The 14318-nt window shown below is 72.6% G+C and carries 15 protein-coding genes; 10 read left to right on the forward strand and 5 right to left on the reverse strand.

Annotated features, from left to right (window positions below):
- The first annotated feature begins 28 nt into the window (after positions 1 to 28).
- From AB0B35_RS34375 to AB0B35_RS34390, 4 genes are all read left to right on the forward strand, one after another.
- Positions 29 to 1648 carry an alpha-amylase family glycosyl hydrolase gene (locus AB0B35_RS34375; protein WP_361053704.1) on the forward strand — a complete coding sequence of 540 codons (1620 nt, stop codon included), beginning with the start codon at positions 29 to 31 and terminating at the stop codon, positions 1646 to 1648.
- A 281-nt stretch (positions 1649 to 1929) separates the two neighbouring features.
- Positions 1930 to 2496 carry a hypothetical protein gene (locus AB0B35_RS34380; protein WP_361053707.1) on the forward strand — a complete coding sequence of 189 codons (567 nt, stop codon included), beginning with the start codon at positions 1930 to 1932 and terminating at the stop codon, positions 2494 to 2496.
- Between the two features lie 198 nt (positions 2497 to 2694).
- On the forward strand, positions 2695 to 3687 hold the full coding sequence (locus AB0B35_RS34385) for a LacI family DNA-binding transcriptional regulator (protein ID WP_361053710.1): 993 nt from the start codon (positions 2695 to 2697) through the stop codon (positions 3685 to 3687).
- A gap of 64 nt (positions 3688 to 3751) precedes the next feature.
- Entirely contained in the window at positions 3752 to 4099 is a 348-nt protein-coding gene (locus AB0B35_RS34390; RefSeq protein ID WP_361053712.1) for an ADP-ribosylation/crystallin J1, read from the forward strand.
- Between the two features lie 14 nt (positions 4100 to 4113).
- Here the strand turns inward: AB0B35_RS34390 and AB0B35_RS34395 are convergent, their stop codons facing one another.
- Both AB0B35_RS34395 and AB0B35_RS34400 read right to left on the reverse strand, forming a co-directional pair.
- Complete coding sequence (locus AB0B35_RS34395; RefSeq protein WP_361053715.1) at positions 4114 to 4611, reverse strand: hypothetical protein; 498 nt, start codon at positions 4609 to 4611, stop codon at positions 4114 to 4116.
- 48 nt (positions 4612 to 4659) lie between these two features.
- Positions 4660 to 6249 carry an MFS transporter gene (locus tag AB0B35_RS34400; RefSeq protein ID WP_361053718.1) on the reverse strand — a complete coding sequence of 530 codons (1590 nt, stop codon included), beginning with the start codon at positions 6247 to 6249 and terminating at the stop codon, positions 4660 to 4662.
- Positions 6250 to 6414: 165 nt separating this feature from the next.
- Here AB0B35_RS34400 and AB0B35_RS34405 point away from each other — a divergent pair, with 165 nt between their 5' ends.
- From AB0B35_RS34405 to AB0B35_RS34415, 3 genes are all read left to right on the forward strand, one after another.
- A complete protein-coding gene (locus tag AB0B35_RS34405) occupies positions 6415 to 7731 on the forward strand; it encodes a PQQ-binding-like beta-propeller repeat protein (RefSeq protein WP_361053721.1) in 1317 nt (438 codons plus the stop codon).
- Positions 7732 to 7808: 77 nt separating this feature from the next.
- A complete protein-coding gene (locus AB0B35_RS34410; RefSeq protein WP_361053805.1) occupies positions 7809 to 8564 on the forward strand; it encodes a nucleotidyltransferase domain-containing protein in 756 nt (251 codons plus the stop codon).
- A gap of 43 nt (positions 8565 to 8607) precedes the next feature.
- Entirely contained in the window at positions 8608 to 9516 is a 909-nt protein-coding gene (locus AB0B35_RS34415) for an ADP-ribosylglycohydrolase family protein (RefSeq protein WP_361053724.1), read from the forward strand.
- Positions 9517 to 9596: 80 nt separating this feature from the next.
- Here the strand turns inward: AB0B35_RS34415 and AB0B35_RS34420 are convergent, their stop codons facing one another.
- Genes AB0B35_RS34420 through AB0B35_RS34430 form a run of 3 tightly spaced genes read right to left on the reverse strand, consistent with a single transcriptional unit; the run spans position 9597 to position 12046 of the window.
- Positions 9597 to 10529, reverse strand: a complete 933-nt coding sequence (locus AB0B35_RS34420) for an LLM class F420-dependent oxidoreductase (protein ID WP_361053727.1) — start codon at positions 10527 to 10529, stop codon at positions 9597 to 9599.
- A 58-nt stretch (positions 10530 to 10587) separates the two neighbouring features.
- On the reverse strand, positions 10588 to 11112 hold the full coding sequence (locus AB0B35_RS34425) for a hypothetical protein (RefSeq protein WP_361053730.1): 525 nt from the start codon (positions 11110 to 11112) through the stop codon (positions 10588 to 10590).
- A gap of 1 nt (position 11113) precedes the next feature.
- Complete coding sequence (locus tag AB0B35_RS34430) at positions 11114 to 12046, reverse strand: MBL fold metallo-hydrolase (protein ID WP_361053733.1); 933 nt, start codon at positions 12044 to 12046, stop codon at positions 11114 to 11116.
- A gap of 123 nt (positions 12047 to 12169) precedes the next feature.
- Here AB0B35_RS34430 and AB0B35_RS34435 point away from each other — a divergent pair, with 123 nt between their 5' ends.
- The 3 genes from AB0B35_RS34435 (at position 12170) to AB0B35_RS34445 (ending at position 13977) form a co-directional block, all read left to right on the forward strand.
- The gene (locus AB0B35_RS34435) at positions 12170 to 12496 is read left to right on the forward strand and encodes a hypothetical protein (protein ID WP_361053736.1); all 327 of its coding nucleotides are present in this window, start codon (positions 12170 to 12172) and stop codon (positions 12494 to 12496) included.
- A gap of 147 nt (positions 12497 to 12643) precedes the next feature.
- A complete protein-coding gene (locus AB0B35_RS34440; RefSeq protein ID WP_360540804.1) occupies positions 12644 to 13387 on the forward strand; it encodes a hypothetical protein in 744 nt (247 codons plus the stop codon).
- Positions 13388 to 13491: 104 nt separating this feature from the next.
- Entirely contained in the window at positions 13492 to 13977 is a 486-nt protein-coding gene (locus AB0B35_RS34445; RefSeq protein ID WP_361053739.1) for a GNAT family N-acetyltransferase, read from the forward strand.
- The last annotated feature ends 341 nt before the right edge of the window (positions 13978 to 14318 follow it).

Genomic DNA, 14318 nt, shown 5'->3' on the forward strand with positions numbered 1-14318 from the left:
CGATCCACTGAACTGAAGGCAGGTACCCGTGTTCCACAACGACGCCCGCGACTGGTGGCGGCACGCCGTCATCTACCAGGTCTACCCACGCTCCTTCGCCGACGCGAACGGCGACGGCGTCGGCGACCTGGCGGGGATCCGCGCGAAGCTCGGGTACCTGCACTCCCTCGGCATCAACGCGATCTGGTTCAGCCCCTGGTACCCCTCGCCGATGGCGGACGCCGGCTACGACGTGGCCGACTACCGCGACATCGACCCGTCCTTCGGCACGCTCGCCGAGGCGGAGGCGCTGATCACCGAGGCGCACCGGCTCGACATCCGCATCATCGTCGACATCGTGCCCAACCACTGCTCCGCCGCCCACGCCTGGTTCCAGCGGGCGCTCGGTGAAGGGCCCGGCTCGCCCGCCCGGGATCTGTTCTGGTTCCGGGCCGGGCGGGGCGAGCACGGTGAGCTGCCGCCCAACGACTGGAACTCCGTCTTCAACGGCCCGGCCTGGACCAGGGTCGCCGACGGCGAGTGGTACCTGCACCTGTTCGCCCCCGAGCAGCCCGACCTGAACTGGGAGAACCCGCTGGTCCGCGACGAGTTCGAGGACATCCTGCGGTTCTGGTTCGACCGGGGCGTGGACGGCATCCGGATCGACTCGGCGGCGATGTGCGTCAAGGACCCCGAGCTGGCCGACTTCGACCCGGCCGCGCCGCCGACCCCGCACCCGTTCGTCGACCGCGACGAGATCCACGACATCTACCGTTCGTGGCGGACGGTCGCGGACTCGTACGAGACCCCGCGGGCCCTGATCGGCGAGGTGTGGCTCGCCGACATCGACCGGTTCGCCCAGTACCTGCGCGCCGACGAGATGCACGCCGCGTTCAACTTCGACTTCCTCGGCTGCCCGTGGGACGCCAAGGCGCTGCGCCACTGCGTCGACGCCACGCTGGCCTCGCACGCCGGGGTCGGCGCGCCCAGCACCTGGGTGCTGTGCAACCACGACGTGACCCGTACCGTCACCCGCTACGGGCGGGCCGAGACCGGGTTCGAGCACGGCCTGCGCCAGGCCCGCCACCTCACACCCACCGACGAGGCGCTCGGCCTGCGCCGGGCCCGCGCGGCGGCGCTGCTGACCCTGGCCCTGCCCGGCTCGGTGTACGTGTACCAGGGCGAGGAACTGGGCCTGCCCGACGTCGAGCGGCTGCCCGACGACACCCGCCAGGACCCGATCTACCACCGTTCCGGCGGCACCGACCCGGGCCGCGACGGCTGCCGGGTGCCGCTGCCCTGGTCGTCGTCGGGTTCCTCGCATGGGTTCAGCCCGTCGGGCGCGGCTCCGGCCTGGCTGCCGCAGCCGGATTGGACCAACCTGACCGTGGAGGCGCAGCAGGCCGATCCCGGCTCGATGCTGCGGCTCTACCAGGCGGCGCTGGCCGTGCGGGGTGCCGAGGCTGGGCTCGGCGACGGTCCGATGACCTGGCTGGACACCCCGGAGCAGGTCGTCGCCTTCACCCGGCCCGGCGGCTTCACCTGCGTGGTGAACCTGTGCAGCGAGCCGGTCGACCTGCCCGAGCACTCGGCGGTCCTGCTGACCAGCACCGAGCTCGACGGCGGACGGCTGCCCGCAGACGCCGCCGCCTGGCTGCGCACCGTGTGAGAGCCACCCGCGGCGGTGGTTGAGCGGACCACCGCCGCGGGTTCACCCGATTTTCAGATTCGGTCAACCAGGGTCAACGTGAGGTCCGCCGCGGCGGTATGGTGCCGCATCCCTTCGTACACCTTGGAGCACAAACCTTGAGGCGGTTCGCACTTCCCATCGTTGTCGTTGCCGTGTTCGCGGGTGGCTGCGGCGAAGCCACACCAGCGGAGAGCACGGCGTCGTCCACCTCCACAGCGGCGTCTGCGTCGCCAGTGCCCGCGTTCACTTCCACTCAGCTGATGGAAACGGCCACGCTCACCGAGGACCAGTTGGAGTGGGTGCTGGCCATGCCCGGCAAGGAGGCCACCCGCCTGGTTGACGCCTCTTCCTGGCCAGGCTTCCCCGCGGGCATCGTGACGGCCTGCGGAGAACGTCCTGCCTCCGCTGTCGCCGATGCGAAGGACACTCTGACCCACGTTCGGTCATGGATGCTCTCAGGCGGGTTCAATGTCCCAGACGGGATGCTCGTCGCGCAGGACGTCTTTGTCCTGCCGAAGCAGAAGGCCAAGGACGTCATCGCCGAGGCGGAGTCCGTACTGCGGGAATGCACGTCGTATCGCGAGGCGGGGGTCACCCATACCAAGATCGAACTTAAGCGCATCACGTTGAAATCAACCGTGTACCAGGCCACCGCCGCGTGCTACAGCAGTGACGCGGACGCCAACGTGCGATGCTTCATGTACATCGGGCGGGGGAGCGTGGTCGTCATCCTGAATACGACGGGACCCGACCAGGTGTGGTCCGAGAACCTGACAAATTGGGCCCGTACCGCCATCGAACTCCAGCTTTCCAAGCTGCCCGCATAGTCGAACCGCCGAGAGGTGCCCAGCCGCTGGCGGCTGGGCACCTCTCGGCGCTTCCGATGCGGTCATCTCGCGAGCTGCGGACGGCTCACGTGCGACGCGGTGGCCAGGTCGACCACTGACAAGGCGCACTTCCTGTCGGTCGTGAGATCGGTTCGGTTTCTGCAAGTGGCTTGCACTGGGGTGTTCTACACTTGCGCGATGGCGCGGAGGCTGGCCGAGGTGGCCCAACATGTCGGAGTCAGCGAAGCCACCGTGTCGCGGGTGCTGAACAACAAGCCGGGGATCTCCGAGGCCACCCGGGCGGCGGTGCTGTCGGCGCTCGACGTGCTCGGGTACGAGCGGCCGACCAAGCTGCGCGGCGAACGGGCCCGGCTGGTCGGCATCGTGCTGCCGGAGATGCAGAACCCGATCTTCCCCGGGTTTGCCGAGGTCATGGCGGGGGCGCTGGCGAAGAAGGGGTTCACGCCGGTGCTGTGCGCGCGGACCGTCGACGGGGTCGCCGAGTCGGAGTACATCACCATCCTGCTGGAGCAGAACGTCTCCGGCGTGATCTTCGCGAGCGGGCTCTACCAGCAGACCCGGGCGGCGCACGAGCATTACGCGCTGTTGCGCGAGCGCGGGCTGCCGACGGTGCTGATCAACGCGAGCGCGGACGGGCTGGCGTTCCCGCGGGTGTGCACGGACGAGGAGCACGCGGTCGAGCAGGCGTACGCCCACCTGACGGCGCTCGGCCACGAACGGATCGGGCTGGTGCTCGGCCCGGCGGACCATGTGCCCTCGGCGCGCAAGCTGGCCGCCTACCGGGCCGCCCGCAAGGGCGCGGCCGAGCTGGTCGCGTATGGCGCGCTCACCATGGAGGAGGGCCACGCCGCCGCCGCGCGCCTGGTCGCCGAGGGCGCGACGGGGCTGATCTGCGCCAGTGACGTGCTCGCCATCGGGGCGATGCGGGCGGTACGCCGGTCCGGCAAGCAGGTGCCCGCGGACGTGTCCGTGGTCGGCTTCGACGACTCGGGGCTGATGGCGTTCACCGACCCGCCGCTGACCACGGTGCGCCAGCCGATCGTCGCGATGGGGCAGGCCGCGGTGGCGCTGCTGCTCAGCCAGATCGAGGCCGAGCAGGTGCCCGACGATGAGCTGCTGTTCGAACCCGAGCTGGTGGTACGCGCCTCGACCGGTCCGGCCCCGGCCTGAGCAAACCCGCTGGCCGGGCCGCCTCTCAGGTCGGTAATGTGCGCCGCTGCGAGAGGAGCACATGATGACCGAGACGTTGACGCTGTGGCGGCCCACCGGCCCGAACGAGCTGGAGCTGGTACGCGAGTCCGGCTGGCGGGCCTGGCCGCCGCGCCTGCCCGACCAGCCGATCTTCTACCCGGTGCTCAACGAGCAGTACGCAATCATGATCGCCCGGGACTGGAACGTGCCCGCGAGCGGCTCCGGCTACGTCACCCGGTTCGCGGTGGACCGGGAGTTCGCGCAGCGTTACCCGGTGCAGCAGGTCGGCGGGCGGGACATCCTGGAGCTGTGGGTGCCGGCCGAGGAGCTGGACGAGTTCAACCGGCACATCGTCGGGCTGATCGAGGTCGTGCACGAGTTCCCCGGCTGAGCCGGGCGTCGGCCTCAGGGGCAGCGGGTCTTCAGGATCTGCGACTTCTGTTCGAGCGCCGTGGTGTACTTCTCGATCGCCTGCTGGGCCGCCGCCGGGTCGGTGCCCGAACGCAGGGTCTGCTGAAGCGTGGTGACCTCGGTCCGGATCGATCCGGCGATGACCCTCAGGTCCTCGCCGGTGGTCTGGGCGAGGGCCTCGTCGAGGATGGTCAGCGGCATGTCGAGCGTCGCGGCGGCCTCGTCCAGCCCTTCGCGTGGCGTCTTCACGCCCTGCTCGGTGAGGGTGACGGCGACCGTGACCCCGGCCGTACGCATCGACACGATCAGCATCGCGGTCTTGACCGTGGCGCAGTCGTCGACGGATTCGGTGGCGGTGCCGGGGGTGGCGAGGGCTGCGGCACCCGCCGAGGCGCCGGCGGCGGCCGGTGCGGGCGAGCCGCTCTCCGTGCAGGCGGTGAGGGAGGCGGTGGCCACGAGCAGCGCGGCGAGCAGGCGGCGGTGAGGGATCACCGCGGGAGATTAGCAACGGCGGCCGCCGCGCACTGTCCCCGCCGGACCTCAGCCGGCTGAACGTCCGGCGAGGACCTCCGTCTGGTACGAGGCGAGCAGCCGGGTCTCCTCGGCGTGGCGGGGGTAGTACCGGGCGACCAGGGCCATGCCGAGCCCGATCGCGACGATCGCGGCGGAGTACGCCCAGCGGTCGCCGGCCAGGAACGCGTTGCGGGCGCCCTCGATGATCTCGGCGGCGTGGCGCGGGTAGCGCTGTGCCGTGTCGGCGGCGCTGGCGAACGACTTCTGCAGTTCGGAAACGACCGCCTGGGCGATCTCCGGTGACTGCGGCAGCTCGCGTACCTGCGTGGAGATCGACCGGACGTACCCGGCGGTGAGCAGCGCCCCGAGCAGCGACTGCATGATCGCCCCGCCGAGGTCGCGCTGCAGGTCGGCGGTGCCCGAGGCCATGCCGACGCGCCGGACCGGCACCGAGCCGGTCAGCGAGCGCGACGCCGGGGTGCCGGCCAGCCCGATCCCGACCCCGATCAGCGCGTACGCCAGCCCGACCCGCCAGTAGGCGACGTCCTCGTGCCACAGCAGCAGCATGGTGAGGAACGCCAGCAGGCAGAACAGGTAGCCGATCAGCAGCGTGAAGCGTGAGCCGCGGCGCTCCACCAGCTTCGCCGAGTACGGCGCGACGAGTGTCATCAGCAGCGGTGAGGGCAGGATCGCCGCCCCGCCCTGCAGCGCCGTGTAACCGAGCACGTTCTGCATGAACTGCTGCCCGATGAACACCGCCCCCATCAGGGAGCCGAAGACGATGGTGCCGGCCACCGCAGCGACCCAGAACGTGCGGCGGGCAGCGATCGTCAGGTCGTACAGCGGATGGGCGGCCCTGCGCTGGCGAAGCACGAACGCGATCGTCGCGGCGGCCGCGACCACCGCCAGCCCGGCCGCGGCCGGGCCGGACCCGGGGGACGGCGCGAAGTTGACGGCCAGCACCAGGGACGCGACCAGCACCACGGACAGCACTCCGCCGAGGTGGTCGACCGGTTCGGTGGACTCGTTGACGTGCGCCGGGACGCAGCGGACCGCCAGGATCAGCGCGACGAGCGCGAGCGGCAGGGTGAGCAGGAAGACCGAGCCCCACCACCACCGCTGCAGCGCGGCTCCGGCCAGCAGCGGGCCCATCGCCGAGATCGCGCCGCCGATGCCCGACCACAGTGCGATCGCGTGGATGCGGGGCGCGCCGCGCCACAGGGCGGCGATCAGGGCCAGCGTGGTCGGGTAGGCCATGCCGGCGGCGAGGCCGCCCAGCACCCGGGCGCACACCAGCATCACGTCCGAGGTGGAGTGGGAGGCCAGCAGGCAGGCGGGCACGGACAGGCTGACACCGAGGATGAGCAGCAGCTTGCGGCCGTAGCGGTCGCCGAACGCGCCCAGGTAGAGCACCGAGGCGGCCAGGCCGAGCGAGTAGCCGACGGCAACCAGGTTGAGCATGGTCTGCGACGAGTCGAAAGCGCGCCCGATCGCGGGCAGCGCCACATTGGCCACGCTCAGGTTAAGGTTGGCCACCGCGGCGACCAAGATCAACGTGCCCAGCACCAGAGCCGGGCGCGGGGGAGCCGCGTCCGGCACCGCCCCGCTCGGCGTCATCGCTCGCCTCTCGTGCCGCGTCGCCCGGCAGGTGGCCAGGGCGTATCTCCACGTTATGCGGCGGGGCGGCGAGCGTACGCGGATTGCCCGGACCGGATGCGCCGTCCGCCCGTGGTTAAAGGGCGGCGGGCATTGGGTGTGGTGTCGTACTGTGCCGTCCGTCCGATGGTGACGGGGGAGGCCGCGATGCGGTGGTGGGCCAGGGGTCTGTCCGGTGTGGTGAGCGCGGCGCTGCTGCTGTCGCTGCCGGGCCCGGCCGGGGGCGGGCCGTTCCGGGTGAGCACGGAACTGCCGCCGCTCGGCGAGTGGCAGCAGTATGAGGTCGTCGCCGACGGGTACGCGCTGCGCCGCAGCTACTCCCTCGAGCCGGACGACACTCTGGCGGTGTTCGACCTGAACGACGGCCGGGAACTGTGGTCGGCGGATCCGGGCGTCGGGAACGTGACCACGCATGTGGCCTCGGACGGGGTGCTGGTCGTGCTCGGCAGCGCGCGCGAGGACGGCGTGACCAACATGTCGCACAGCCAGACGGTGGGCCTGGACCTGCGGACTGGACGTGAGCTGTGGCGGCGACCGCACAGCCTGGTGGGGCCGCCGGCCGGTTCGGTGGTCGCCATCACGTGCAACGGCTGCAGGGAGGACTCGGTCGGCGTCGATCTGCGCACCGGCGCGCAGCTGTGGCGGGCCCCGTGGCAGGGCACGGTCAACCTGGTGGAGCGCGACATGGCGCTGCTCCGCGACGACCAGGGCACGCTGCGCTCACTCGACCTGCGTACCGGGCGGCTCACGACGCTCGGCACGCTGCCGCCCGGTTCGTGGATCGTCGACGCGACCGAGCGGCACCTGCTGGTGAAACCCGAGGCGGAGTATCCGGAAGGCGGCGGCACCGCCCTGCCGACCACCGTCACGGTGTACGACCGCGCCACGTTCGCCAAGGGGCAGACCTTCCCGATGCCGAAGCCGGGCATGGTGCCGTGGGAGCTGTCGCTGTGCGGCGAGGACACCGTGTGCGCCCGGCCCGACTTCCACGACACCCAGCTGTACGACCTGGACAGCGGCAAGCTCCTCGGCGACCTGCCGAACTTCGCGCTGGGCGGGGCGGTGGACGTGCCGAGCCGCGGCACCGTCGTGGCCGGATTCCTGAACCCGGGTCGCCGGGGTGTGGACCGTCCCCACAGTCAGCTGCTCGACCGGCGTACCGGAGCGGTGCTCGCCGACCTGGTCGGCTGGTCGCCGGTGCTCAACGACGGGGACCGGCTCTGGGTCGTCGAGCTGGCGCTCGGGCAGCCGGGACGGCTGGGCCGGGTCGATCTCGACGCTGCGGTGTTGCGGGTGACGCCGGTCGCGCGGTTCGGCACCGGTCATGACGACTGCCAGCTGCGCCACGGCTGGCTGCTGTGCGCCGGCCGTGACCTGGCGACGGCGATGCGGCTGCGGGTGCCCGCCGAGACCGGCGCCGGGCCGGACGGCCACTGGTCCTGACCGGTGCGTGCCGTCTGCGGCGTGCAGAGCGGTCCTGAAGGCGGTGGCCCGCTCGGGTAGTGTGGGCTGCCGTGGAAATGGATCTTGCGCAGCGGCTGGTGGCGGTGCCGGGTGTGGAGGCCGTCGTGCTGGGCGGCAGCCGGGCCCGCGGCGAGCACCGGCCCGACAGTGACACCGACCTCGGGCTGTACTACCGCGGCCCGCTCGACGTGGACGCGCTGCGGGCGCTGGCCGCCGAGGTGGCTTCCGCGCACGACGTGCACCGGCCGGGGGATTGGGGCCCGTGGGTCGACGGCGGCGGCTGGCTCACCGTGGACGGGCAGGCCGTCGACTGGATCTACCGGGACCTCGACCGGGTACGGGCGGTGTGGGACGACTGCCGCGAGGGCCGGTACACCGTCGAACGGCAGGTCGGGCATCCGCTCGGGTTCTACAGCCACGCCTATGCGGGAGAGGTCGCGCTGTGCCGGGTGCTGGCCGATCCGGCCGGGGAGCTGGCCGAGCTGCGGGAGTTGACGCTCGACTACCCGGCGGCGCTCGGGGATGCGCTGGTCGCGGGGCTGTGGGAGGCGGAGTTCTCCATCGCGGGCGCGCGCAAGGTGCCGCAGGACCGGGTGTACGTCGCGGGCTGCCTGTTCCGCTCGGTCGGCGTGATGGCGCAGGCGCTGCACGGGCGGGCCGGCCGCTGGACGGTCAACGAGAAGGGCATCGTCGCCTCCGCGGCCCGGCTGCCGATCGCGCCGTCCGGGTTCGCCGAACTCGCCGAGGCGGCGGTCACCGATGTGGACGCCGCCATGGCGCTACTGGCAGAGGTCCGGTCCGCGGTCGGTTAAGCGATTGCTGGAGTGGACTCGGTGGGACATGATCGGCGGCACGATGAGGTTCGTCCTACACGAGAACACGCGGCGCGGATACGCCGCCGAGAGCCTGGCGGGACTGTCCGTCGGGGACGCGCTGGGAGCGCAGTACTTCATGGTCGGCCGCAGGGTCGCCGACCTCGTGGCGGGCGTCGTCCCGCCGCCGGTCTGGGAATGGACCGACGACACCGAGATGGCCTGCTCCATCACCTGGATGCTGAACGAGGCGGGCGGGATCGACCCGGACCGGCTCGTCGAGGCGTTCGCGCAGCGCTGCGAACCCAACCGGGGGTACGGCGTGGGCGCGTTCATCATCTTGCGGCGGGTGCGCGGTGGCGCGCCCTGGCAGCAGGCCGCCACCGAGGCGTTCGAAGGGCAGGGCTCGTGCGGCAACGGGGCCGCGATGCGGGTCGCGCCACTGGGCGCGTACTTCCCCGACGATCCGGTCCGCGCCGCCGAGCAGGCCGTCGCGTCGGCGATGGTCACCCACGCCCATCCGGAGGGGGTGGCCGGGGCGGTCGCCGTCGCCGTGGCCGCGAGTCACGCCTGCGCGGGACGGCTGTCGGGCACCCGCCCGAAGCCGGGGCCGTTCGTGGACGCGGTGCGGGCGCTGACGCCGCCCGGCCGGGTGCACCGGGGGCTCGGCCGGGCGCGGCGGATGCTGCACCTGCCGGCCGCCGAGGCGGCGTACGAGCTGGGCAACGGCGCGGCGATCACCGCGCAGGACACGGTGCCGTTCACGGTCTGGGTCGCGGCGCGAATGCTGCACGACTACCCGGCGGCGATCCGCACCTGCGTCGAGGCGGGCGGGGACGTCGACACCACGGCGGCGATCGTCGGCGGCATCGTGGCCGCGTACACCGGACTCGCCGGCATCCCGCCCGAGTGGCTGGCCTCGCGCGAGCCGCTGCCCGACTGGGCGGGCTGACGCGGCGGCCCGACCGGGGTTCCGGCACAGCACGGAGCCCCGGTCGGCCCGGCCGACGAGGACGGACGAACATGGCCGGGTCAGCTGACCTGCGGGGCGACTTCGGAGGCGACCAGGTCCAGGTGGTCGAGGTCGGTCAGGTCGAGGACCTGGAGGTAGACGCGCTGCGCGCCGATCTCGGCGTACCGGCCGATCTTGTCGACGATCTCCGCCGGTGAGCCGGCCAGGCCGTTGGTCCGCAGCTCGTCGACCTCCCGGCCGATCGCCTTCGCACGGCGGGCCACCTCGGCGTCGGTACGCCCGCAGCACAGCACCAGGGCGTTCGACAGGCGCAGCGCGCCCGGGTCGCGGCCGGTGCGCACGCACGCGTCCCGGACCCGCCCGAACTGCGCTGCCGTGTCCTCGACGCTCGCGAACGGCATGTTGAACTCGTCGGCGAAGCGCGCCGCCAGCACCGGGGTGCGCCGCTTGCCGCCGCCGCCGAGCAGGATCGGCGGGTACGGGCGCTGCACCGGCTTCGGCAGCGCCGGTGACCGGGTCAGCGTGTAGTGCTTGCCATGGAAGTCGAACGCGCCGCCGAGCGGGGTGGACCACAGCCCGGTGATGATGTGCAACTGCTCGCCGAGCCGGTCGAAGCGCTCGCCGACGGGCGGGAAAGGAATGCCGTACGCCTCGTGCTCCTCGGTGTACCAGCCCGCGCCGATGCCCAGCTCGACCCGGCCGCCGCTCATCGCGTCGACCTGCGCCACGCTGATCGCCAGCGGCCCCGGCAGGCGGAACGTCGCCGCGGTCATCAGCGTGCCGAGCCTGATCCGGCTGGTGTCGCGGGCGAGCCCGGCCAGCGTGGTCCACGCGTCGGTCGGCCCCGGCAGCCCGGTCACGTCGCCCATCTTCAGGTAGTGGTCGGACCGGAAGAACGCGCCGTACCCGGCGTCCTCGGCGGCCCGCGCCACCCCGAGCAACTGCTCGTACGTGGCGCCCTGCTGGGGTTCGGTGAACACGCGCAGTTCCACGCCCCGAGCCTAGAAGCGGGGCCGGCGTGGCGGGGGCGTTTGCCGATGCCGGACCCGGTCAGCCGGTGACCGGCTCCGCCCCGCGGGGGCAGGCCGGGCTGTCGGCGGCCAGGGCCAGCGCGGCCAGACCCGCGCCGATGGCGGTGCCCGTGTTCGCGGCCGTGCGCAATGTCGCGAAGACATGCACCCGCCCGGCGGTCCGGCCCAGTGCGCCGACGAGCGCGGCCCGCACCGTCAGGTTGCCGGTGACCAGCAGCGCCTCGACGGCGGCGACCGCCAGGAAGCTCGCCGCCGAGTCGACGAGCAGGAACATCAGCGCCGCGCCCGCCTGCAGCACCTGCAGCACTGCGCGCAGCGAGCGCGGATCGCGGTGGTCGGCGAACCGCCCCGCGGGCACGCTCGCGGCCAGGCCGACCAGTGCGGCGGCGGACAGGCCCGCGCCGACCACGGTGGCGGGCAGGCCCGCGACCCGGGTCAGGTACAGCGCGCCGCCCGCGGTCCACAGCCCGCCGCCGACGGTGTTGGCGAACGTGGCGTAGGCGGCGCTGCGCAGCTCTCCGGACGGCGGGAACCAGCCGGCCACGTCAGGCGAGGCAGGTGGGGATACGCCCGCCGTTGAACGCGGCCACGTCGGCGAGGATCGCGTAGTTGTCGAGTTCGGCACCGCGTTCGACACCCTGCGCCTCGGCGTACGCCCGGTGCAGGTTGGCGACCAGCCGCTCGGCGTCCAGCCAGGTCTTGAACGGGCCCAGGTCGGCGCGGCGGGCGGCCTCCAGCGGGGTGAGCCCGGCCGCGAGTCCGTCGGCGGCCAGCTCCTGCACCAGGCGCAGGTATGCCGCGTTGGCCTCGAACACCTCCGGCCCGGCGAGCGGGCCGTGCCCGCTGACCACGACCGCGGGATCGAGTGCGGCGAGCTGCCCCAGCACCTCCAGCGAGCCCTCGATCGAGCCCATCAGGCACAGCGGCGTGACCTCGGAGAACGTGACGTCCCCGGTGAACAGCACGCGGTGTTCGGGAATCCAGACCAGGGTGTCGCCGGTGGTGTGGGCCGGACCGGGGTGCCACAGCTCCACCCGCAGCGCCCCGGCGTGCAGGGTGAGCCGGTCGGTGTAGGTGAGCGTGGGCACGGCCGGGGCGACCTCGCCCCACGCCACGTCGGGCCAGATGCCGGGCAGGTTCAGACCGTCGCCGATGATGTCGGCGCGCGCCTTCTCGTGCGCGACGACGACCGCGTCGGGCGCGACCGTGCGCGCGCCGTAGTGGTGGTCGCCGTGCCGGTGGGTGACCACCAGGGTGCGCACCGGCGCCCAGGTCAGCGTGGCGATGTGCTCGGCCAGCAGGCGGGCGCGGCGTTCGGTGGCGGTCGCGTCGATCAGGGTCACCGCGTCCTCGCCGAGCAGCACTCCCGCGTTGCTGACGCACCAGCCGCCGTCGGGCTGCAGGTACGCGTACACGTCCGGTGCGAGGCGGGTCAGCGTCGGCGTGGGTTCCACGATCGGCGAGGCGGTGCTGCTCATGTGATCCCCCGGGTTCGTCGGGCAGCGACGGTCGCCAGTCTGTCAGAGAACCGGCGCGGCCGTGTCCTGTGGTCTCGATCACTCCGGATGCGACGTTCGCTCGAACGGGGTAGTTTTCATTTTGTGACATTCAGCGCGCTCACCGGTCCAATCCGGTGGGTCGCGCGCCTTTCGGCGCGTCTGCTGACCGCGCTGGTCCTGATGAGCCTGCTGCTCGCCCCCTCGGCGGGGCAGTCCGCGGCGCAGGCCGCCCCGCGCCCGCACGCCGCACAGGCCGCCGCGAGCACCGAGGCCGCCGGGCACGAGGCGGCACCCGCCCCGGTGGCGGCCGCACCCGTCCAGATCGGAACCACCGCGCCGGCCGTGACGGCCCGCATCGTCGTGGACACCGACCGGCTGCCGGCATCGGCGCACCTTCGGGCGCAGGGCAGCCGCGCCCCGCCCGCGTAACCTCCCGTCGCCGCCGCGCCATGTTCGCGGCGTGCAGCTTTCTCGTGGCCGCCCTTCCGCCCTGCCGCGCCCTGTCACCGCAGTAACCCCACCTCGCGACGAACCCTGGTGTCGCGTCCACCCCTCCACCACCCCGAGGTGTCGATCATGAACGTCGTCCTGGACCTGTTCCTCCGTGACCTGCCGAACGCCGCGCTCGTCTGGTCGCTGCTCGCCGTGCTCGCCGTCGTGGCCATCGGCGCGCTGACCCTGTACACCCGCCAGCCGGAGCCCCAGCCGGTGGCGCCCGCGCCGGAGGTGCTGGAGCAGCAGGCGCTGCTGGCCGCGCACGCCCAGGCGCTGGTCCGCAAGGCCCGCGAGGCGACCGTCGCGGCCGAGCGCGCCGCGGCGACCGCCCGCCGCCGCCGGGAGGAGTGGCTGGCCGCGCAGGACGTGGCGGAGACCGCCTGGCAGCGCTACGACGAGGCCGACTCCGAGGCACGCCGCAAGCTGACCGCCGCCGCGCTGCCGCTGCCGCGCACCCCGCAGACCCCCGCCGAGTACGCCTTCCGTGAGCGCCACCTGCACCGCTCCGCCATGTCGGCCTGCTCGCACCAGCAGCTGTCCGCCCTGGAGCTGAGCGACGCGCTGGCCCACCGCGCCGGCTGGGACCCGCGCCGCCACCCGATCGAGCAGGAGACGATGCTGTCGCAGTTCGCCCGCGCGTCGCTGCGCACCGCCTACCGCCGGGCGGCCGACACCGAGAAGCAGGCCTGGCTTGCCACCGAGGCCGCGACCGCCGCGGCGGCGTCCCTGCGCGCGGCCGCCCACGCCGCGAACGTCCGAGCCCGCCGGGTCACCCGCCGCGTCACGACGCCGCCCACCGACGTGACCCTCGCGGACCTGATCTGACCCCCAAGATCACTCGACTTGCCTGGCAACCGGGCGAAAGGGCGCTCAAGATACGCACAGGTGCCAGGCAAGTCGAATGATCGAGGGGGCGGTAGGGTCCCGGCGTGATCATTCGAGAGGCGAGCGGCCAGGACTGGCCCGCGATCTACCCGTTCTTCACCGAGATCGTCGCGGCGGGGGAGACCTACGCCTTCCCGGAGGGCATGGAGGCCGAACAGGCCCGGCCGTGGTGGATGGAGCGGGCCCCGGGCCGGACCGTGGTGGCCGTGGACGGGGACACCGTGCTCGGGTCGGCCAAGATGGGCCCGAACCGGCCGGGCCGGGGCGCGCACATCGCGACCGCCAGCTTCATGGTCGACCCGGCCCACCGCGGCCGCGGCGTGGGCCGGGCGCTCGGCGAGCACGTGCTGGACTGGGCGCGGGCGCAGGGATACCACGGCATGCAGTTCAACGCGGTGGTGGAGACCAACACGGCGGCCGTGCGGCTGTGGCAGGCGATCGGGTTCGAGATCCTCACCACGGTGCCGGAGGCGTTCGAGCACCCGAGTCACGGCCGCGTCGGCCTGCACGTGATGTACCAGCGGCTGTAGCCGAATCGCCCACCCGGGCACGATCCGGTGGCGCAGGAAGCGTGAAACGGCGGAAACCGTGCGCATCCGTGCGGTGGCCGGGTGCGAAATCCGCACTCCGTGGCGAACGCGGAGAGTGGAGCCCCGATTACTTTCAGTGAAAAAATCTTGAGTTTGCCCTGGACGACCCCAGGTCAGGCGACGTAGCGTGATCCCCAGTGGCGCGACGCTCGATGAAGGCCCCAGGGGTCCCAGCGGGCCGGCCCGGCCGGAAGACAGGTTCTTCAGGTTGGTGGCGCCGAGCGAAGTGCACAGGGGGATGGGTGGACAGATGCCGTTGGGGGACGGCGTCCACCCGGACA

The sequence above is a fragment of the Catellatospora sp. NPDC049133 genome (assembly GCF_040648455.1).
Taxonomy (GTDB): Bacteria; Actinomycetota; Actinomycetes; order Mycobacteriales; family Micromonosporaceae; genus Catellatospora; species Catellatospora aurea.